The following is a 21,472-nucleotide window of genomic DNA, read 5'->3' on the forward strand; positions in this document are numbered from 1 at the left end:
ATATTCAAAACGGAGCATCGGGCATCTTGCCTGTGGATTCAGATCCGATCCCCTCATTTAAGATGAAACAGCCCAGTAGGTTGGGTTGAACGCAGTGAAACCCAACTGCTGGGGTGCGGATGTTGAAGCGGATGTAGCGGATGGGTGGTTGGTGGGACAACTTAAATCAAACGGTCCACTACACCCCACACCCCACACCCCACACCCTAATTTAGCAGTGAAACCCAACACCAATATCTCGATGTTGGGTTTCGTTCGGATACCCAACCTACTTATTGACTCACTATAACTGACCGACTTTAAAAATTTGGTTTGCCGTCAACTTCAAGCCTGAAAATGTGGGTGAGACAATCCGATCATCGCCGCTGAACTGCTGAATTTGATACTCACCCTCAATCAGTTGATAAATAGAGATTCTTGGTTCTTTAGGATTGCCCAAAAAATTTCGTCCACCTAATGCCGCATAATCTACAATCCAATACTCAGCAATTCCCAGTTCTTCATAGTCTGCTCGTTTTTTAAAATAGTCATCACGCCAGTTAGTGCTGACCACTTCGACAATGAGCTTAACGGATTGGGCTTGGGTAATGATAGACTCACTAGCCCAACGGGGTTCGGTCGCAATCGCCTCTTGATCGATAACAATTATATCAGGCTCATATCCCGATCGCCCGTCACTCGATCTGACAATCGATTCTCTGGGAATCATCCATAGACCTCGTTTACCCATTTGAATAATGGTAAGGATTAATTCTTCCATCAGAAATCCTGTTACCGTTGAGTGTTCGCCTCTGGGTTTTGGCATTTTAAGAACAGTTCCATCATGTAGCTCATAGCGTTCCCCAGTGTTGGGATACTGAGCAACAAAGTCATCAAATGTAGTGATTTGTGTTAATGCTTGAGTCATGTCAGTTGGGGGCAGCGATCGCAAAAAAAGTGCGGTTCATTAATATTATAGTACGATCTGCGGCTGGCGAACGGAAATACACCCGAGAACTTATCAAGTTATTGAACGGTTCGACCACAGTGATGGCGATCGCCAATCGGAAAAATTCGACATCGAAAACATTCACGATATCTATAGCGATCGGAAACCATTTGTAAATTGTCCGGCCCCCAAACCCCCAATACTGGGGGCTCTGAGCTGACAATTTTTCACGAATCGTTTCACATGGCTATACAAATACGGCGATCGCCTCAAAGCCACCGTCCAACATTACGAAACCAAATTCTAGATTTCGCAAAGGAAAAAAACAGTTTTTTCCTCCCACTCATCTGAAACTCTCCCCTCACCGGAGAGAAGCCACCCGATTTCCGATGGCAACCTCAACGGTGCCAGAATCGGGGATAAAAGAGCGATCGCGGCTGCGGTTATTGGCGGATGTCACCACGAACATCAGCACCATAATTAACAAGATGCCGATAACGAATGCGATCGCGTTTCCGTCTTCCGTGTCGTTAAGATTGCGATCGAAGTGGCACCACAGACAATGATAGTGATTGCTGGCTTTTTCGACCAGACACCGTTTGCCGCACTTGGGACATTCCAAGGTTTCCTTGACATTCATCAGGCGGGGATCTTCGGTTTGGTAGACGTGCATCGCTTCTCTCCTCTTCTGGCTTGACTCCAGAATAATTTGGGGGGATAACCCCAATGCAAACCCACCCCCCAACCCCCCTACACCTCCCGAAAATTAGGGAGTAAACTGAGTTTGGGGTGCGACATCCCCCAAGGGATACCCCAAACTTTTTTTCTGCGAGTTCGAGTCATCCGCCATGCCGAAACCCACCTACGGCCCCGCCGTCAAAACCCGTTGCCTGCAGTTGTTAGCCGATTTACTCCGCTACACCAACGACGAATTGGAAGATTGCCAGATTTCCCAACTCAACTGTCGCTGGGAAGATGCAGAACCCCTGCAGCCAAAATTGATTGTCAAAGCCAAATTGCGATCGCTCGTCAGTTTGACCCAATTCACCGGCAAAACCCTCACCAAAACCCAAATTCGCGAAGCCCTCAAACGCTGGCAGGATTTCCTCAATATCCTCGAAGATCATCGCGTCAACCAGCGCGGTTCCGACCAGTGGTATTTTACCCTCACCCTGTGGTCAAAAGTCAACATCGACCAAAACCTAAAACAGGCCGAAGCCCGCTGGGAACGGCGGCGCGGGGAACCGTCTCCGCCGCCCCCCGAAATTATATCCGTTATTCCGGTATCGGAAACCGAACCCACAACCGAACCCACCCCGCCGGAAACCCGAAATTCTCCCTGTCGTGCGGCGGAGTTGGCGGAACAATTGCGGCGGTGGTTCGACACCCTGGGCTATCGATTTGAAACCCACGAAATTTGGCAACCCAGCTATTTTGAATGGTTAATTAATGTCCCCGTTTGGCGCAGTCGATATATCCGCATTTTAGTCCGGGGCGTGGCGGGAGAAGTGGGGCTTTTGGACGTGCGGGCGCTGCGAGATTCCGTCCGGCAACAACAGGCGGACGAGGGGTGGTTGGTGACGACCCGACGCATCGCCCGAGTCGCCCGGGATGAGGTGGCGAAGCCGGAAAATCAAAATTTGGGCTGCTATACATTCGACGAATTGTTAGATCAGGATGCCGATTTCAGCCGCTATTTAATTTGGCTGCAACAGGAAATTCAACAGCGAGAAATCGATCGCAAATATGTCCCCCTCGCCTGCACGAAAGAGGAATTTGACCCGACGACGGGCCAGCGCATCGGCGTGAGTCGTTACGACGAACGGGACGGTTGGATCGACGGTTATATCGACCTGTGGTTGCACGACCCCGCCAAAAAACATATTTCGATTTTGGGCGAGTTTGGGACGGGTAAAACCTGGTTCGCCTTTCATTACGCTTGGCGGGCGTTGCAGCGCTATCAAGAAGCCCGAGAACGGGGCATCGATCGCCCCCGATTGCCTTTGGTAATCCCCCTGCGGGACTACGCCAAAGCGGTCAGCGTCGAATCATTATTTTCGGAATTTTTCTTTCGCAAACACGAGATACCCATCCCCGGATATTCCGCCTTTGAACAGTTGAACCGGATGGGGAAACTGCTGCTAATTTTTGACGGCTTCGACGAGATGGCGGCGCGGGTCGATCGCCAACAAATGATCAACAATTTTTGGGAGCTGGCGAAGGCGGTCGTGCCGGGGGCGAAGGTGATTTTAACGTGCCGGACGGAGCATTTCCCGGAGGCGAAAGAAGGGCGGCGGCTGTTGAATGCAGAATTGCAAGCGTCGGTTGCCAACCTGACGGGAGAACCGCCCCAATTTGAAGTGCTGGAACTGGAAAAATTTGGCAACGAACAGATCCGACAAGTTTTATCCTACCACGCCCAGCCGGAAACGGTCAAGCAGGTGATGGAAAATCAGCAATTGTTGGATTTGGCACGCCGTCCGGTGATGGTGGAATTGATTGTGGAGGCGTTGCCGGATATCGAAGCGGGAAAACCGATTGATATTTCGCGGATTTATTTCTACGCGATCGGTCGCAAAATGGAGCGGGATATCAAGACGGAACGGACGTTTACATCGATGGCAGATAAGCTGTATTTTTTGTGCGAATTGTCCTGGGAAATGCTGTCGAGCGATCGCATGAGTTTGAACTATCGGGAATTCCCAGATCGCATCCGTCGCTGTTTCGGGGAAGCCGTCCAAGAACAGAAGGATCTCGACCATTGGCACTACGACATGATGGGACAAACCATGCTAATTCGCAATGAGTTTGGCGACTATTATCCGGCCCACCGTTCGCTGTTGGAATTTTTTGTAGCCTATAAATTAGCGGCAGAATTGAATATTTTAGCCCCCGATTTTGCCGAAATTGGCGATCTGTCTCGATTCAATCAGAATAACGACTGGTACGATATTTTTGGAAAAGCACCCCTCACCAAAGCGGTCATCGATCTGATTTTGCCGATGATAGAAACCGGTCAAAATACCAAAAATAAACTCTTGGATATTATCAAATGGACGAAGAATAAATCCAGAGATGTGGCGGGATTTGCGGGGGGAAATGCGGTGACGTTACTGGTGAAACTCGATCCGTTTGTATTGGAATATCAAGATTTGAGTTTTGCGATGATTTTAGGGGGAGATTTCACCAAAGCCAGTTTGCGATCGGTCGATTTCACGGGGGCGACTTTGGAGGAGTGCATTTTTACGAAAGTTTTGGGGTTTGTTTGGTCAGTCGTTTTCAGTCCGGATAACAAACTTTTGGCGACGGGGGACAGCGATTGTATCGTGCATTTGTGGGATACCGCCACCGGCAAAGAAGTGTTAAATCTTCAAGGTCACACGAACCGCATTTATTCGGTTGCGTTCAGTCCGGACGGCAAATATTTAGCCAGTGGAAGTGCGGATCGCACGGTGAAAATTTGGGACATTAAAACGGGTGAATGTCGGCAAACGTTGCGGGGTCATCTCGACGGTTTGCATTCGGTTTCATTTAGTCCTTCCGGAAAAATTTTGGCGAGTGCCGGTTTCGATTGTCGGATCAAATTTTGGGATATTGAAACGGGAGAATGTTGGAGAAGCTGGCAAGGACATGAATCGGGAATTTGGTCGATTAATTTTTCCCATTCCGGACAACTACTCGTGAGTGGCAGTGGTGGAAGACATGAAAAAACTGTCAAAATTTGGGATGTCAAAACCGGGAAATGTATCCAAAATTTAGAAGGACATGACGATCAGATTCGTTATGTCATGTTTACTCCTGACGACCGATTGATTGTCAGTGGAAGTCGAGACGGAACGATCCAATTTTGGCAGGTCGAAACGGGGGAATGTATTCAAACGATATTCCAACCGGATATGGGTTGGAGGTGCGCGATCGCACTGTCGCCCCAAGGAGATGCGATCGCGATGGGGACGGATGGCGGAATCATTAAGTTGTTGGATATTAAAACGGGTCAATTCTTCAAAAGATTATCCGGACACACTCGATTGGTGACTTCCCTATCCTTTGGCAAAAATGGCACGACCTTGGCAAGTGGAGGAAGCGACCAGACGATCAAGTTATGGGATATTGCAACCGAACAGTGTTTGATTGATTTGCAAGGCGTCAGCGATTGGATTACCCATGTCAACTTTCATCCAAATGGGACGATAATTGCCAGCGGGACGGATGATGGAATCGTCAAATTTTGGGATCTGAAAACTGACCGATGCATTCAGATTTTAAACGAACATACTCACAGCATCGGTTCGCTGGTTTTTAGTCCCTCCGGAAACAAGTTGGCAACCGGCAGTGAAGATCAGAGGATCAAAATCTGGGATTTCCAAACGGGCAACTGTCTGACCACCCTATCGGGCCACAATGATTACGTTGACCGGGTAGATTTTGTGGAATCCGAAGATCGACTGGTTAGCGGGAGTAAAGATGGTACGGTAAAAGTCTGGGATTTAGCCTCCGGAAACTGTTTGCAAACGATTCAATATTCACCTTATTTTCGCCTCAAATTCGTCGCCACCAATTTATCGAATCGACTCGTGGGAATTGGCCGGGCAGATCAAGGTATTTTTATCATCGATCTGACCTCGGGCGACCGCGTTGAAATTGCCCAGCTAGAATCTAAATACTATACATCTTCCATGTCTCTGAACCGTGATAAAATTCATTTGGCTTTGGGTGATTCTCTGGGAAAAGTGAAAATTTATAATCTCCAGAGTGGGACGCGGGTTGACGTTTTTGAGGGACACGGAGATTCGGTCAATTCAGTCCATTTCAACCACGCCGGAAACCTGCTGGCGAGTGGAAGTGCCGATCATACCGTCCGAATCTGGGATATTCAAACGGGGGAGTGCATCCGCATTTTATCCGGACATACCAACCCGGTCTTTTCCGTCGCCTGGAGTCCCGACGATCGCACCCTGATCAGCGGCAGCAGCGATCGCAGTATCAAAGTTTGGGATGTGGGAACGGATCGCTGTTTGAAAACGTTAAGCGATCGCCTCTGTGAAGGCTTGAAAATTACGGACGTCAAAGGATTGTCAGATTATCAAATTTCTACTTTCAAAGTTCTCGGCGCGGTCAATTGAACTCAAAGTTCCCTTTTTTAAGAAGCGATCGCGATACCGCGATCGGCGATGGTGGACGTTCCCCCCCACGATTTCCGCGATCGCTTTGATCACATTATCGATCGCCGTCTAAATAGTGTTGAGAAAAACGATCGCGGCGGACTCGATATCAGAGCGCCAACAAAACGCTGACAATAATGAGAATCACCAAAGCCAACCCGACCGGGTTCTGGCGGATCGAGCGACTCAAGGAGTGCGGAAATCCCTCCTGGATGGCTGGTGCCGGGGGAGGGAGAATGGGTTCAGTGCGATCGTGGTAGAGGGTACATTCCCGGGCGTGGGGGCGCTTCGGATAATTGCAAGTATCATCCTCGTGATACAAACAGGTGGAACAGAGAAATTCCTCACCCGTGGCACGATGTAACGGGATGCCGGGATGGCCGAACGCTTTGAGCTCATATTTGCAGTAGGGACAAGCGATCGCCCGGGGATCGACAGATTGATGACAGCGGGGACATTCTGACATGGCGTGAGAATTGAATCCGGATGTTAAGTTCGAGTTGAACCCGATCGGCGCGAAAATAGTAGTGCCGCAGGGCTGCGATCTCAAGTTTAGCCAAATACTCAAAAACCTATGGATGACCAAAATTTACTCAAACAGCTTCTGATGCTCGGCATCGGCACCACCTCCCTGGTGGCCGAGAAATTGCAGGAAGTGACCGATCAATGGGTGCGGGAAGGAACCATCAATCCCGAAGATGGCAAGCGCTTTATCGACGACATGATGGAGCGGCTCAAAATGGACCAGCAAAGTCTCGAAGAGTTGATGCAGCGGCAGGTGCGGAACATGATGCAGGATATGGGGGTGCCCCGGCAGGCGGAACTCGACGAGTTGCGGGGACGCCTGGACCGGTTGGAACGCCAGCTTCGAGATTTGGAAAATCGCAACTGGCGCTAGGGACGCCGACCGGCCAAGTGCTCCGGTCGGGGGAGTCGGGGGTACAATCGACCTGTCCTGTACCGCTGAGGCTGACTGCGATGAACTCACAAGCAAGCAAACGCCCTCTTTACCTCACCGGCTCCCACAAAGTGACCGTCACTCGAAAGACCGTCCGCATCGGCGAATATTTGTACAAAACCTCGGACATCTTCGGTTTCGGCGTCGTTACCGTCAACCTTTCCCGGTCCCACCGCGAATCGGACAAGCCCACTTTGACGAAGTATTTGATCGCCTTCGCCCTCTTGCTGTTGAGCACCCTGATGCTGTTCTTGAGGCGGTGGTATTCCGTGATTCTGGGATTGATTCTCTTTTCGATGTCCGTTGCTTTCCCATTTTTCGAGGTCGGCGATGCCGCCAAGAAAATGGTGCACGGACTCCGAATATTTACCCCCTCCGGCGTCGATCCGATTCTCATCTCGGAAGATGTCCGCGGCTTGCGGGAGGTATTAAATCGGCTGCAAGAATTTATCGAAGGGGACGCTTTGCGACCGTTCGCGTTCGTCGTTGACGAGTACAAAACGCGCATCCTCCCCGGGCGGCTCATCCCGGAATTTCCCACGGAAGACGACGATATCTACTACGAAGCGACCAAACAAAATATCTCGCCCCCCGACCCCAGCGATCGCCCGTAGCGGTCCGTGGGGGAGTCGGGGGGAAAGCACTCGAAAACCACCGCGCCACCGGCCGACGAATTGATGGCCATTTAACAATCAAGTCTCAGAACCCCATTCGGAATGGGGAGGCGGAATGATTGGACCCGATTTCAAATCGTCATTTTTGATAATAGAACGCGATTTCTTTGTCCTTGAGGGGGGCAAAACCCGCCGCTTCCAACATCCGGTTGAGTTCGTTCTGGGGGATGTGCTTCGCCCCGATGCGGACGATACGCGATCGCATCGTATTGCTCACCCCGCTACGCTGGCGCTGGGCTTCTAACCCCATCACATTGTTGTAGAGTTCCAGCTTTTCGGGCGGAATCGGACTCCCGTCCAAATCGCGTCCTTGGGCGATCGCGGCATCGACGGCATCGGCTCCTGTATTGGCAGAATTTGAAGTCATCAGAATTAGAATTTCAATATTTGATCACCATCGTATCACTGAAGTCCCCCTTTTTAAGGGGAATAATGGTAGCTCCTCGACCGTCGGATGGGTAGAAAAGCGCCATTATTATCAACGATTTAAGGCTCAAAAATGGCACCCCGGCGGATCAAATCTTGCTTGACTTCCTCGGACAATCCGGCGTCGTGCCAGAGTCGAGCCTGTTTGACAACTGCCCCGGTCAAATCCGCCCCCGCCAAGTTCGTGAGGGCCAAACCCGCCTGGTGCAAATCGGCATTTTTGAGGCTCGCGCCGCTGAGGTCCGCGTCGCTGAGATTGCAATTGCTCAGATTCGCCTCGCTCAAATTGACGCGGCTCAAATCCGCCCCGCTCAAGTTCGCCAAAGCCAGACTCGCCCGGTGCAAATTCGCGCCGCCCAAATTGGCGTCGCTCAACAGCGCCCCGCTCAAATCCGCCCCGCTCAGGTTCGCCTCCCGCAAGTCGGCGCCGCTGAGGTCCGCGTCGCTCAAATCCACGCCCCGCAGGTAGGCTTTTCGCAGGTTCGCGCCGCTGAAATCCGAGTTGCTCAGGTGGGTTCCCAACAGTCGGGCACCGGCGAAGTCGGAGGCGGGATTCAACCCCGCCAGTTCCGCCAACTCCAAAAAATTGTCGGTGTTGGCATCGACAACCGCCCGGACCGTCCCTTGCAGTTCGGAAAAATTGCAACCCTCGGCGGCGGCTTTTTGGGTCAGGGCTTGCAGTTCTTCGACGCTTTGATAGGGTCCCCCAACCGAGGGAGTTTCCGTTTGTAAATCTTGCGATCGCAGCCACAGCAACAGTTTCCGCTCCAAAATCGCGAGTCGGTTGGGGCTGATATTTTGCGGCCAAAGTGCTTCAAAACCAGTCATATGATTCAATCGATATTATCAATGGAGGGGTGTGGGGTGTGGGGTGTGGGGTGTGGGGATTGTAGGGGCGCAAGGCTTGCGCCCTGATTTGAGATTTTAGATTCTTCCCGGCTTCCGGTTCCCGACTCCCATCCCTTTTCCCTATTTATCATTTTCCTCAAAAATTGCGCCCTTTTGTATCAAATCTGGTTTGACCCGGCGGGAAATGCCGATCGCCCCCGTGAAATCGACGTTGGCGACGATCGCATCCTGCAACTCGGAACGGCTGAAATCGGCTTCTTTCAGGGTCGCCCCGCTGAAGTCCGCCCCGCTGAGGTCGGCATAATTGAGGTTCGCCCCCCGCAGGTTCGCCCCCCGCAGGTTGGCGGCGGGTAAATAGGCGCTCGTCAGGTCGGCTTCCGTCAGGTCCGCTTCCGTGAGGTCGGCGCGGGGGAGTTTGGTTCGCAGGTCGGCGCGGCGCAGGTTCGCCCCCCGCAAATTGGCATCCCGCAGGTTAGCGTTGCAAAGAATGGCGCCACTGAGGTCGGCGTTTTGGAAGTTGGCGCGGCTGAGGTCGGCGAGGGTGAAATCCGCTTCCCGCAAGACCGCCCCGGCAAAGTTGGCCCCCACCAGGTCGGCATCCCGGAAGTCAAATCCGCTCAGATCTTGCCCCGCCAGGTCTTCCAAGGGGTCTAAACCGACATTTTTGACAATTGTCATCAATTCGGCGTGACCCGCCTCCTGAAGCCACTGGCGGGCGATCGCCCACTGTTGTTCCCGGCAGTCGGCCACCTGTTCGCCATCCTGCAGATATTCGTAGGCGACTCGCAGGCGGTCGAGGGCCTCGATCTGATGGGTGCGATCGCCTACTTCTGTCGCGATCGCCAATTGTCCCCGGTAGCAGTCGATCGCCTCGGGGAGCTCGTCGGCCGCGTCGTGGGCGATTCCCAAACTGCCCAAAGCGTACTCCTCCGCCCAGCGATCTTGCAATTCCCGGGCGACGGTCAGGCAGTCTTTTCGATATCGAATGGCATCAAAATATTGACCCTTATTGTAATAAAAATTACCCAAATTTGTCAAGGCGTTGAGCTGCCCTTTCGGGTCGCCGATCTCCCTGGCGATGTCCAGATGTTGTTGATAACAGGCGATCGCCCGCTCATCCTCCGAAAGCGCCGCGTAAGCCACCCCCAAATTCCCCAACGTCGCCCCTTCCCGTTTGCGATCGCCCATTTCCCGATACATTTCCAAGGCTTCCTGCCACGACCCCAGCGCCGCGTCAATCTCCCCTTTCTGAAACTGAGAAACACCCTGTTTAAATCGTTGGTTCGCTATGTCTGACATTGTTATTAGAGGCAAGAGGCAAGAGGCAAGAGGCAAGAGGCAAGAGAAACAATCGAAAATTGTTAATTGTTAATTATTAATTTTTAATTGTCATTGGATTCCCTCGATCTCATCTTCCGTCAGATTATACAACTGTCGCAACTTCTGCAATTTCTCCTCCTCCGGTTCCCAAAACCCCCGGCCGTGGGCCTCCAGCATCCGGCCGACGATATTCCGAAACGCTTCCGGGTTCGCCCGCCGCAGCCGTTCCGCCATTGTCTCATCTAAAGCGTAGGTTTCGCAGGCCTGATCGTAAACCCAACCGTCGCGAAAATCGGCAGTCCCCCCCCAACCCATCAACGCCGTCATCCGCTGGGAAATCTCGTAGGCGCCGCCGCTTCCCTGGTCCGCCATCGCCCCGGCCCACTTGGGATTGAGCAATTTCGTCCGATATTCCATCCGCAGCAGGTCTTCGAGTTTGCGGGGGGTGGTATCTTTGGAGAAACTTTCCACGAAATCGGCGCCGACGGTCCGGCCCCGCCGCAATTCCGCCGCCTTTTTGAGTCCTCCGGTGTTGGCGTAATATTCCTGGATGTCGGTGAGGCCGTATTCCACCGAGTCGATTTCCTGGACAATGCGATCGGTGGTCTGCAATAATTGTTCCATCACCTCCGGTCTAGTCGCAGAGCGATCGCGGCGTCCGTAACTGAAACGATTTCGACTCGTCCAGGTGTCCGCCAACTCTTCCCCGGTGTCCCAATTTCCGTCCACGACGCGATCGTTGACCATCGATCCGAAATCCCCCGCCGGGTTGGAAAATAACCGGGCCGTGGGGTTGTCAATGCCGCGCGATCGCAATTCCTGGGCGTGTTTGCGGATGTAGTTTTGGTCTTCCGGTTCCTCCGCTTCCGCCGCCCTCACAAATAAATCATCCAACAATTCGATAATATTCACGAAACTATCCCGGAAAATTCCCGACAAATTTCCCAATACATCGATGCGGGGATGTCCGACATCTTCCAACGGTTTCAACCCGTAGCGGACGATCCGCCCCGTCCCTTCTTTAACGGGTTCCGCCCCCACCAATTCTAACAAAATCCCCAAGGATTCACCCCGAGTTTTAATCGCGTCCAACCCCCACAACATCACCGCCACGGTTTCCGGATAAGTGCCATTTTCTTTTAAATTTTGTTCGATAATTTTTTTGCCGATTTCCCGCCCCCGTTCGTAGGCTGCCGGGGAGGGCATCCGGTAGGGATCGAGGGCGTGAATATTTCGCCCCGTCGGCAATACACCCGGCCCGTCCCGCAGCAAGTCCCCGCCCGGTGCAGGGGGGATATATTCCCCGTTCAACCCCCGCAACAGGTTCGACAATTCTTCGGTATTTTGATTCAGTAATTCTCGGATTTTTTCCGCCTCTTCTTGATGTTCGGGACTGCCGTTATTGTCTCCAAAATATGCCGTCAAATAGGATTCCATCTGTTCCCCGTCCGGCGGTTCTCCCAAAGTGTGCAACCCGGAAGAAAAGAGCCGCTGTTCCAAAACTTGCAGGTAATCGTAAATTTCGATAAAGTAGCGGTGCAGGACTTCGACGCTGAACATCCGGGCGGTTTCGCGATCGAACCCCATCCCCAACTTTTTGCCTTCTTTAAACGGACAATCTGCCTCCAATCCCAAATCGATAATTTTTTGAGAAATAGACTCTTGCAATGTGGAATTCTTTTGCGGATCTTCCCGATACTCTGCGATCAAATCCCGCAAATTCACCAACTCCTTATACAACCCAGCGCGGCTGTAGGGGGGGACGTTGTGGGAAATTAACACCCCATACCCCCGCCGTTTCGCCAGAATCGACTCCGAGGGGTTGTTGGCGGCGTAGATATACAGATTCGGGAGATTTCCCAACAAAATATCCGACCAAGAATAGCCCGTATTTCCCAGGGGAGAACCGGGCAACCATTCAACCGTCCCGTGCATCCCGAAATGGACGATCGCATCGGCTTGGAAATCATTTTGCAGCCACTTGTAAAAGGCGGCGTACTGGGGATGGGGCGTCAGATCCCGCTCGAACATCAACCGCATCGGGTCCCCGGAAACTCCCAGCGGCGGCTGCACGCCGATCCAAATATTCCCCAGTTCCACGCCACCGATCGCAAATTTTTCTCCCAAAGTTTTAATCCCCGTTTCGGTCAAATTTTTCCACTGTTTCTCAATCCGGCTGGTGAGGAGATATCCCAACCATTTTTCTAAACTTTTGACATCGACTTTGGTATAATTATCATTGAGACTAATACTCTCGTCCGCCTGTTTAACTCGGGCGATCAATTCTTCCCCCGTCTCCGGCAGTTCACCCACGCTGTAACCCTCCGCTTTCAAAGCCTGGAGGAACTTCAACAAACTGCGAGGAACGTTCAACAGTGCCGCCGTCCCCGTCGCCCCATAACCCGGAGGGAAACCGTAGAGAATGACGGCAATTTTGCGATCGCGCTTCGCAGTCCGCCGCAATTTTATCCAACTTTCGATCCGCCCCGTCAGCCGTTTCACCCGTTCCGGAATCAGATAAATATCCTCCCCCACCAAACCCCCCAAAGGCACGGTATCGATCGCCCCGTCCAATTCCGGGAGGGCGTAAAGCACCACACTTTGCAGCCCTCCAATACCCTGACGAGTCCAGGAATAAATATCCTGAATCAACAGCGGTGCAGCAATCAAATAAGGGATATTTTTTGCAGTGAGAATTTTTTTGGCAATTTCCACCTGCCGTCCGGCCTCCATCGACCCCGCCGGCCCCCCCACCAAAGGAAACCCGATCGTGGAAGCGATCGCATCCACCTCCACCGCATCTTCCGACAGAGAAGGCGTCTCAATCATCCCCTTTTGACGACGTTCCATTTCATAACCCGTCGTCATCCAATCCCGAACCGCGACATGACCTTCCACACCATTAATAAAAATCGGCAACGGAATCAACCCCGCCCCTTCAAACTGCCGAATCAATTGGGGAATATAAGGCTGCTTAGTAATAACGTGCTTCCGATACAAAAGAATCCCCACCACCGGCCGATCGCCCTCTCTGTGTCCCTCTGTGTCTCTGTGGTTCAATTCCCCCAACCGTTCCCGATACCAATCCAAATACTCCCGAGGCGAAACAAAATACCCCTCAAAATCCGGGTGAAGCAATCCCATATTCGGCGTTTCCAGCGGAGGCGGAATCTCCCCAACGCCGAGGTCGAGATATTTTTGAGCGATCGTCCAAAACATCGCCGCCACATTATCCGATCCCCCAGCGTTCCAATAACCGTAAATAATCAGCCAGTTACGGAGATCTTGAACTTTTTGAACCGGGACGAATTTCAACAATTTCGGGCCCGTTTTTAAAAAGCTGATATACCCGGCGAGTTTATCCTCTTCCCGGCCGCTGGAGAATTTGCTGAGAATAAATTTGACAGGTTTCGGCATCCCTTTGGGTTTGTCGCCGATTTTGAAGGCCCCGATTTGGGTGAGGGCCATCAATTCCAAAGCGGACTCGAAGACGAGGCGGACGGGAATCCCCCGGACTCGTTCTTTTAGCCACAAAACTTGGTCGTAGTCGAAAATGAGGCTGGCGAAGAAGACATCGGCGTCGTCTAGGGCGGCTTCGACGGCCCCGGGGTCCTCGGTCAGGGCGCGATCGCTGAATACGCGGATATCGAGCTCCGGACAGTGGCGTTTCGCCACCTCGGCGGCTTGGCGGTAGAGGTCAGCGTTGAAGGACTCAAATCCTGCGATCAGAACGATGCGTTTCATAGCCGGATGCTCGCAAATTCGGGGATACTGATATTGTAGGATAAGTCTCATCTTTAGTAGCACAGGCATCCTGCCTGTAACAAGCTAGAAGCTTGTGCTACGCGATTCTGAACGGGAAATTTTTAGATGGTGGAAACTGCCGGCGGGTGCGAAATCGTTGACCTTTCGATTGTCGTTCCCTGCTATAACGAAGAAGACAATATCGATGATTTGTTGGGGCGGCTGATCTCGGTTCTCGATCGCCTGGGGATGACCTACGAAATTGTCTGCGTAAATGATGGCAGCCGGGACCATACCCTCAAGCACTTGGTCGATTTTTGCCATTTTAATGATAACATAAAAGTGGTCAATTTGTCCAGAAATTTTGGCAAAGAAATCGCCCTGACGGCGGGGTTGGATTACGCGGCGGGGCGGGCGGTAATTCCCATCGATGCCGACCTGCAAGATCCGCCGGAATTGATCGGAGAAATGGTCGAGAAGTGGCGGGAGGGGTACGACGTTGTTTATGCAAAGAGGCGATCGCGATCGGGGGAAACGCGGGTCAAAAAAATGACGGCGATCGCCTTTTATCGGGTCATGCAAAAATTGACGCCGGTTGACATTCCCCGGGATACCGGAGACTTTCGGCTGATGGATCGGCGGGTGGTGGAGGCGTTGAAAGAACTCCCGGAAACCCACCGATTTATGAAGGGGTTATTCGCCTGGGTGGGATTCCGACAGACGGCGATCGAATACGACCGATCGCCCCGCCATCAAGGACAGACAAAATGGAATTATTGGAAACTGTGGAATTTCGCGATCGAGGGGATCACATCTTTCAGCGCCCTGCCCTTGAAAGTGTGGAGTTACATGGGATTGGTGATCTCGTTTTTCGCGTTGATTTACGCGGCTTTTTTGGTGCTCAGGACGTTGATTTTCGGCATCGACGTTCCCGGCTATGCCTCGTTGATGGTGGCGATCCTATTTTTGGGGGGAGTTCAGTTGATCAGTTTGGGGGTAATCGGGGAATATTTGGGAAGAATTTATGCGGAGGTGAAGCGGCGGCCGTTATACTTGGTACGGGATTGTTATGGGTTCGGGGAGAGGGAGAAAAAACCGCCGAGACACGGAGGATACTGAGAATTAAAGAGGGAGTCGGGAGTCGGGAGTCGGGAGTCGGGAATTTTTCATTTTTCATTTTCCCTTCAATCCCGGGCGATCGCCAATGTAAACGACATCTGACAGCCGCCGCTGGGGAGATTTTCCGCCCAAATGTGACCACCGTGTTGGTTGATAATTTGGCGGCAGATGGTGAGTCCTAAACCCGTGCCCCCCTTCTGGCGGGAGTCGGAGGCGTCCACCTGGCGGAAGGGTTCAAAGATGTGTTCGAGGAGGTGGGGGGGGATGCCGCGGCCGCGATCGCGGACCCGGATCGAAACCTTCTCCTCCTCGGGCAGAACTTCCGCCAGCAGGGTGATCCGGCTTTGGGGTGGGGAAAATTTGATGGCGTTGCTGAGGAGATTGGTGAGCACTTGCAGGATGCGATCGCCGTCGGCCCACACCCGCAGGGGTCGGGGCGATGCCGGCATCGGGGCGATTTCCAATTCCACCCGGGCTTCCTGGGCTATCGTCTGCATCGTCTTCACCGCCTGGGTGAATAAAGCCGGCAGCGAATGGGATTTGAACTCATATTCCACCCGGCCGGATTCCAACCGTTGAACGTCCAACAAATCGTCGATCAGGCGGCCGAGGCGGTCGGTATTTCGGATGGCAATTTTGAGCATTTCCCAGAGTTGGGAGGAGAGTTCGCCGAGTCTCCCCGACGCCATCAATCCCAGGGAGGCCCGCATGGAGGTGAGGGGGGTCCTCAACTCGTGGCTGACGACGGATAGAAATTCATTTTTCATCTGTTCCACCGCCCTGCGTTCGGTGATATCTTTGAAGGTGAGAACTGCCCCCAAATTCACCCGTTTTTGGTGGACGGGGGTGTAGACGTAATCCACCGGAAATTGAGAGCCATCCCGGCGGCGAAAATCGCTTTGGCGGGCAATTTCCCCCGACTCCAGGGGTTCGCAAACTAACGGATTTCGGGTCAAAAGCGGATCGCGATCGCCCCCGGAGGTGCAGACGATCTCCCCCAGGAATTTTCCGGTCAATTCGGAAATTTCGTACCCCAACATTTGCGCCGCCGCCGGGTTCGTGAAGGCGATGCGATCTTCCAAATCCAACCCGCAAATTCCCTCCCCCGCCGTGTTGAGAATGGCGATCATCTGAGAGTGAAGTCGCTCCAATTCCAACTCCGCCCGCTTGCGATCGCTGATGTCGAAAATCGCCCCGTCCAAATACAGCAAATTGTCGTTCTCGTCCCAAAATCCCTGCCCTTTTTCGTAGACCCAGCGGATGCTCCCATCGGCAGCGACCAGGCGGTATTCAAAAATGTAGGGCTGGCGGCGGGCGAGGGCAATTTCGACCAGAGGCCGGATGATGTCCAGGTCTTCGGGGTGGGTGATATCCCCCAACGTGACGGGTTCGGGGGCGAAGAACTGGTCGGCTTCATACCCGGCGATCGCTTCAATTTCGTCGCTGACGTAAACCGCCTTCCAGGGCGCGTCCGGCAGGCAACGATAAATGGCGCCGGGTAAATTGGAAACCAAACTTCGGAACCGCTTTTCACTTTCTCGCAGGGCGACTTCGGCTTGGTGGCGATCGCTCACGTCGAGCACCAGGGACAGGATCGACACCAATTCCCCGGCGGAATTTCTCAAAACGGAATTGTACCACTCGCAGGCGATCGCCGACCCGTCGCGGGTGTAGTGGCGAATCTGCATCGAGTAGCTCGGAACCATTATGTCGAACATCTGTTCGATCGCCGTTTCGACGACCGGGAGATCGCCCTCCCAAACAAAAGTCCAGTCCCGCCAGTGGCGGCCCACCACCTCCTCGCTCCGCCAGCCGAACACCGCTTCGGCCCGTTTTGACCAGTACCGGACCCGCAATTCCCGGTCCCATTCGACCACCGCCAGGGGGGAATTGTTGACGTGAAACGAGAGCCGCTGGTGGGCCTGTTGCAGGGCCTCTTCCGCTTCGTGACGCTGGGTGATGTCGCGGTCGATGCCGATCAACCCCGAGGGATTTCCGTCCCGGTCCTTGACCAGGGAGATCGCCGTGTCGGCCCAGAACCCAGAACCGTCCCGGCGATACTGTCGGTACTGCCCCCGCCAATATCCGGTTTCCAAAACCCGCCGGATGCGATCGCTCTCCGCTTCCCGGCTGTGGGACTTGGCGACCAGCTCCGCGATCGGCCGCCCGATCGCCTCGGAGGCCCGATATCCGTACAGGGCTTGAGCCCCCTTGCTCCAGTAGCGGACGCGACCCTCGAGATCCGTCGCCACCACGGACTCCCGCACGTTGTCCAAAAGCTGGGCCTGAAACCGCAACTGTTCCTCGGCCCGCCGCTGTTCCGTCACGTCCCGCAGGGAGAGGACGTAGGCGGGGCGTCCATCCCACTCCGTTTCCGCCGCGCTCATTTCTCCGATGCCCCGTTCTCCGCCGGGGCGGGTAATGTCCAGGGTGGCGATCTGTCCGACCTCCACCGCCATTCCCAGGGGCTGGCCGATCAGCTCGGAAAGGGGGCGGTTCAACAGTCGGGTGGCGGCGGGGTTGGCAAATTGCACCCGCCCGGGGCCGTTGTCCCCCCCGGAGTCGTCGCGGACGACGATCAGCAGTCCGTCGGAGGTGCTGTTGACGATGGTGCTGAGTCTCGCTTCGCTCTCCCAAAGCTGTATCTCCACTAATTTTTGGGGGGTGATATCCAAGATCGTCCCGAAAATGCGGGTCACTCGCCCCGTTTCATCCCGGATCGGTTTGCCCCGGATCAAAACGTAGCGGATTTCTCCGCCGGGCCGCAGCAGTCGGTGTTCAAATTCGACGGGTTGTCCTCGGGCCGTCAACTGTCCGAGTTGCCCTTCCCAGGCCGGCCGGTCGCGGGGGTCGATGCGAGTTTTGAGATCTTCGAGGCTCAGGGGTTCGGTGGGGCGATCGAAGCCCCAAATCCGAAAGGTTTCCTCGGAGCCGGTGTAGGTTTGGGTGTCGCAGTGCAGCTCCCAAAAGCCGACGTGGGCGATTTCCTGGGCTTCGGTGAGCTGGGCCCGCTCCCGCTCCAGGGCGATCTGAGCCTGTTTGCGGTGGGTGATGTCCCGGTAGGAGCTGAGAAACCAAATCCCGTTTTCGTGGGGCAGGAGGGCGGTGGAGACGAGCAGGGTTTTGGGGGTGCCGTCTTGGGCCCGGATGGTGGTTTCGACGTTTTGAATTTTCCCCGTTTGGCGGACTCGCTCCAGGTTGGCCAAGGCCGCGTCGCGATCGCCGGGGTCGGGATAGAGCCGGGACATAAACCCCTCGGGCGGGTTGACTTCCGAGGCCCGGTAGCCCGTGATTTCTTCCATTTTGCGGTTGAAAATCCCGAAATTCCCGCGTTCGTCGCTGAGGGTCAGCCCTTCCCCGACGGTTTCGATGATGGTGAGCAGGCGGCGGGCGAGGTTCTGGATGGCGCCCTCGGTCTGCTGGCGTTCGGCCAATTCCACCTGCAATTTTCGGTACAGGTCCCCCTGTTTGAGGGCGATGCTCACCTGGGTGGAGAGTTGTCGCAGGAGTTCGACCTCGAAGGGTTCCCAGACCCGGGGGGCGGCGCAACTTTGGGCGACCAACAGCCCCCAGAGTTGCGGGGGGATGACGCGATCGCCGGTTTCCGAGAGGTCCGGGGTCGGGCTTTCCCGGAGGATGGGGACGACGAGGTTGCCCCGGACTTCAAATTGACTCAGTAATTCGACGTAGCAGGGGGCGAAGCCGGCGGCGCGGATATCGGGGACGGCGCTGATTTGGCCCCGGGCGTAGGGTTCGATGCAGGTTTCGGTGACGAGGCAGCCGTCGAAGATGGTCCGCCCCAGCATGGGGGTCCACTCCGGGCCGACGGATTCGACGATGACCACCCCGCTGCCGTCCCGGTTGAAGCGGTAAATGACGACGCGGTCGGTGTCGAGGAATTGGCAGACGTCGGCGACGGTGGCGTTGAGGATTTCTTCGGGGTCGAGGGATTCGCGGATGTGGCGGGCGATCGCGGACAGGATTCGCTCCCGTTCGAGTCCCTGTTGGAGGGCGAGTTCGGCTTGTCGGATCTGGGCGTCGTTGCTGCTGGTCTGCCGTTCCCAAACCAGCAGCAACCGGGGATTTTCGGCGGATGGGGTCGGGTTCCGCAAGTTGGCGGTGACGGGACACAATTCGCCGTTTCCCAGGCGGATGTGGTGTTCGCGGGCGATCGCGATCGGGGAATTCCGGCTTTCGTCCAGGGCCGCGGACAGGATGGAGCGTTCTGAGGCCGGAATCAGCGAAAAAATTGATTCTCCCTCCAGAGCGTCGCGGGGATAACCGAGGGATGAAACGGCAAAGTCGTTGGCTGAGGCGATCGCGCCCTGAGTATCTAGAATTAAGACGATCGCGGGGAGATGTGTTAAGATTTCCGGTGCTGAAATCTTTTCGATCTCTGGCTCGAAACTGGAGCTCGGTTCTGATGTCATCCTCTCCATACTCGCCCGGTCGCGTGCTTACTAATCTACTATGATATCAATCCATTTTAAAATAGATTAGTTGGCTCTCAACTCGGGGGAGAGTCGCCGCTTCGGCAACCGTCAGCTCGAATCGCCTTTCCGTGGCCTAGCCCGCGTGGGTGTCAGTCCGACCGCGCCGGCCAATTCTGTCGAGATTTCAAAAATGAGAGATACTACGATCGCTTTGAAGTCCGGTCGATCCGCGATCGAGTTAGGCAAAAACGACTTCAACCGGTGAGTTATCCGGGGCCACAAGCGCACTGAGGGGCGCCGGAAACTGGCTCGCGTGCTTCTGGAGGCTCATCAGAAAAGACAGGTTGGGCATTTCTTGATGGCAGTGTTGGCAATACCAGTAAATTCGGTTGTGTTCGATATGTCGCAACAGGGGCGACCCGCAACAAGGGCAAGCATCCATGATTTCTAACTCCGCATCTATCTGAAGACTGGTTAAGACTGGTTAAGAACAGGCATTTCTTAAATCGATTTCACTTAGTCTAACGAAGCTTTGTGAATAACTCGTGAAGCTCCGATCATTTTTTTCAATTCCGAATTTCGTGGCGGGGGCGTTACAAGTTGATATGAAGTAATGTTAATTACCCCCCGCCGGTGGCCGCCAATTTGGTAAAGCGTTGATACTTACGGGATTGACCATTGTGCCGAGTTTATACAAATATTAAGTTGGGGGAGGCGATCGCCCCCGGCGGATGGCGGTTCGATTTCGACGGGCGATCGTTTATTTGTGTCGCCGATTATGATATAATTCTTTTCCCCTATTCTATGAAAAATAACGGTCAATGTCAAGACGGGTAAAATATTTGGAATATTTACGGCAAAAATTGACTCCTCCCAAACCCCATCCACATGGGCCGATCGCCCTCGATTTATTCGCGGGATGCGGCGGGTTATCCTTGGGATTTGAAGCGGCGGGTTTTCAAACCGTCGGCTATGAAATGCTGCCCGATGCCGTCGCCACCTACCGCCGCAACCTGCACGGAGAGTGCCACCGTCAGACCTTGGAAATCGGACAGAATTTGTGCGATCATGCCGATATCATCATCGGCGGTCCCCCCTGCCAACCCTTCAGCGTCGGCGGCCTGCAGTCGGGGCCGCGAGACTCCCGCGACGGCTTTCCGATTTTCCTGGATGCGATCGAACGATATCAACCCCAAATCGCACTCTTTGAAAACGTGCGGGGAATGCTTTACAAAAATCGGCAATATCTGGAGAAAATTGTCGGGGAACTTGAAATTCTCAATTATCGGGTCGAAGTCAAACTTTTGAATGCTGTCAATTATGGCGTACCACAAAAGCGAGAACGACTGTTTGTCGTCGCCTATCGGACGGCTTGGCAGTGGCCGAAAGGGGAGACGGCGGGCCGTCCGTATACCGCCGGAGATGCGATCGCGGATACGGCACATACCATCCCGGAAAATCCCAAATTTTTAACCCAAAATATGCTAGAATATATCGCCCGCTACGAGGCGAAATCCCAGTGCGTCAAACCCAGAGATGTTCACCTCGACATCCCCTGCCGAACCGTTACCTGCCGCAACTTGGCCGGCGCCACCAGCGATATGTTGCGGGTGTTGTTGCCGGACGGCCGGAGGCGACGTCTCACCGTCCGCGAGGGGGCGAGGTTGCAAAGTTTTCCCGACTGGTTCGAGTTTTGCGGTTCGGAAAATTCCCAATTCAATCAGGTGGGAAATGCGGTGCCACCGCTGTTGGCACAAGCGATCGCAGAATCGGCTAAAATGGCGTTGGAGGGAGGAGAGGAGGGGAGAGGGAACCACAGAGGCACAGAGGACACAGAGAGGCGTTGTTTGTATTTGGAT

13 protein-coding genes are annotated in these 21,472 nt (G+C 54.0%); 5 read left to right on the plus strand and 8 right to left on the minus strand.

Annotated elements, in window-relative coordinates; genetic code table 11:
• Positions 1-283: 283 nt before the first annotated feature.
• Together LKE08_RS06475 and LKE08_RS06480 are read right to left on the minus strand one after the other, a co-directional pair.
• The gene (locus LKE08_RS06475) at positions 284-907 is read right to left on the minus strand and encodes a Uma2 family endonuclease (RefSeq protein ID WP_324703387.1); all 624 of its coding nucleotides are present in this window, start codon (positions 905-907) and stop codon (positions 284-286) included.
• Positions 908-1,289: 382 nt separating this feature from the next.
• Complete coding sequence (locus LKE08_RS06480; RefSeq protein ID WP_324703388.1) at positions 1,290-1,601, minus strand: hypothetical protein; 312 nt, start codon at positions 1,599-1,601, stop codon at positions 1,290-1,292.
• A 175-nt stretch (positions 1,602-1,776) separates the two neighbouring features.
• Here LKE08_RS06480 and LKE08_RS06485 point away from each other — a divergent pair, with 175 nt between their 5' ends.
• Positions 1,777-6,051: an NACHT domain-containing protein gene (locus LKE08_RS06485; RefSeq protein ID WP_324703389.1), complete on the plus strand. Its 4,275-nt coding sequence runs from the start codon at positions 1,777-1,779 to the stop codon at positions 6,049-6,051.
• Between the two features lie 148 nt (positions 6,052-6,199).
• Here the strand turns inward: LKE08_RS06485 and LKE08_RS06490 are convergent, their stop codons facing one another.
• Positions 6,200-6,556 carry a zinc ribbon domain-containing protein gene (locus tag LKE08_RS06490; protein WP_324703390.1) on the minus strand — a complete coding sequence of 119 codons (357 nt, stop codon included), beginning with the start codon at positions 6,554-6,556 and terminating at the stop codon, positions 6,200-6,202.
• A gap of 108 nt (positions 6,557-6,664) precedes the next feature.
• Between LKE08_RS06490 and LKE08_RS06495 the strand changes: the two genes are divergently transcribed.
• Positions 6,665-6,988, plus strand: a complete 324-nt coding sequence (locus tag LKE08_RS06495) for a phasin family protein (protein WP_324703391.1) — start codon at positions 6,665-6,667, stop codon at positions 6,986-6,988.
• A gap of 80 nt (positions 6,989-7,068) precedes the next feature.
• The gene (locus LKE08_RS06500) at positions 7,069-7,662 is read left to right on the plus strand and encodes a hypothetical protein (protein WP_324703392.1); all 594 of its coding nucleotides are present in this window, start codon (positions 7,069-7,071) and stop codon (positions 7,660-7,662) included.
• Between the two features lie 139 nt (positions 7,663-7,801).
• Here the strand turns inward: LKE08_RS06500 and LKE08_RS06505 are convergent, their stop codons facing one another.
• The 4 genes from LKE08_RS06505 to bchH form a co-directional block, all read right to left on the minus strand.
• A complete protein-coding gene (locus tag LKE08_RS06505) occupies positions 7,802-8,089 on the minus strand; it encodes a DUF4090 family protein (RefSeq protein WP_324703393.1) in 288 nt (95 codons plus the stop codon).
• 119 nt (positions 8,090-8,208) lie between these two features.
• Positions 8,209-8,976, minus strand: coding sequence for a pentapeptide repeat-containing protein (locus tag LKE08_RS06510; RefSeq protein WP_324703394.1), 768 nt, complete (start codon positions 8,974-8,976; stop codon positions 8,209-8,211).
• Between the two features lie 141 nt (positions 8,977-9,117).
• Positions 9,118-10,296 (minus strand): pentapeptide repeat-containing protein, encoded by a 1,179-nt coding sequence (locus tag LKE08_RS06515; RefSeq protein WP_324703395.1) that lies wholly within the window; start codon positions 10,294-10,296, stop codon positions 9,118-9,120.
• A 90-nt stretch (positions 10,297-10,386) separates the two neighbouring features.
• The gene (gene bchH, locus LKE08_RS06520; RefSeq protein WP_324703396.1) at positions 10,387-14,061 is read right to left on the minus strand and encodes a magnesium chelatase subunit H; all 3,675 of its coding nucleotides are present in this window, start codon (positions 14,059-14,061) and stop codon (positions 10,387-10,389) included.
• Positions 14,062-14,187: 126 nt separating this feature from the next.
• Here bchH and LKE08_RS06525 point away from each other — a divergent pair, with 126 nt between their 5' ends.
• Complete coding sequence (locus LKE08_RS06525) at positions 14,188-15,180, plus strand: glycosyltransferase family 2 protein (protein WP_324703397.1); 993 nt, start codon at positions 14,188-14,190, stop codon at positions 15,178-15,180.
• Between the two features lie 65 nt (positions 15,181-15,245).
• On the opposite strand, the gene LKE08_RS06530 is transcribed toward LKE08_RS06525, so the two are convergent.
• Positions 15,246-19,610, minus strand: coding sequence for a PAS domain S-box protein (locus LKE08_RS06530; protein ID WP_324703398.1), 4,365 nt, complete (start codon positions 19,608-19,610; stop codon positions 15,246-15,248).
• An 824-nt stretch (positions 19,611-20,434) separates the two neighbouring features.
• Here LKE08_RS06530 and LKE08_RS06535 point away from each other — a divergent pair.
• A partial coding sequence (locus LKE08_RS06535) for a DNA cytosine methyltransferase (RefSeq protein ID WP_324703399.1) occupies positions 20,435-21,472 on the plus strand: 1,038 nt, incomplete at its 3' end.

The organism is Lyngbya sp. CCY1209 (assembly GCF_035615495.1).
Classification (GTDB): domain Bacteria; phylum Cyanobacteriota; class Cyanobacteriia; order Cyanobacteriales; family Microcoleaceae; genus Limnospira.

Excerpts from the sequence above, each read along its gene's own strand:
- LKE08_RS06475 (WP_324703387.1), bottom strand. The coding sequence starts at position 907 with ATGACTCAAGCATTAACACAAATCACTACATTTGATGACTTTGTTGCT.
- LKE08_RS06480 (WP_324703388.1), bottom strand. The coding sequence starts at position 1,601 with ATGCACGTCTACCAAACCGAAGATCCCCGCCTGATGAATGTCAAGGAA.
- LKE08_RS06485 (WP_324703389.1), top strand. The coding sequence starts at position 1,777 with ATGCCGAAACCCACCTACGGCCCCGCCGTCAAAACCCGTTGCCTGCAG.
- LKE08_RS06490 (WP_324703390.1), bottom strand. The coding sequence starts at position 6,556 with ATGTCAGAATGTCCCCGCTGTCATCAATCTGTCGATCCCCGGGCGATC.
- LKE08_RS06495 (WP_324703391.1), top strand. The coding sequence starts at position 6,665 with ATGGATGACCAAAATTTACTCAAACAGCTTCTGATGCTCGGCATCGGC.
- LKE08_RS06500 (WP_324703392.1), top strand. The coding sequence starts at position 7,069 with ATGAACTCACAAGCAAGCAAACGCCCTCTTTACCTCACCGGCTCCCAC.
- LKE08_RS06505 (WP_324703393.1), bottom strand. The coding sequence starts at position 8,089 with ATGACTTCAAATTCTGCCAATACAGGAGCCGATGCCGTCGATGCCGCG.
- LKE08_RS06510 (WP_324703394.1), bottom strand. The coding sequence starts at position 8,976 with ATGACTGGTTTTGAAGCACTTTGGCCGCAAAATATCAGCCCCAACCGA.
- LKE08_RS06515 (WP_324703395.1), bottom strand. The coding sequence starts at position 10,296 with ATGTCAGACATAGCGAACCAACGATTTAAACAGGGTGTTTCTCAGTTT.
- bchH (WP_324703396.1), bottom strand. The coding sequence starts at position 14,061 with ATGAAACGCATCGTTCTGATCGCAGGATTTGAGTCCTTCAACGCTGAC.
- LKE08_RS06525 (WP_324703397.1), top strand. The coding sequence starts at position 14,188 with ATGGTGGAAACTGCCGGCGGGTGCGAAATCGTTGACCTTTCGATTGTC.
- LKE08_RS06530 (WP_324703398.1), bottom strand. The coding sequence starts at position 19,610 with ATGACATCAGAACCGAGCTCCAGTTTCGAGCCAGAGATCGAAAAGATT.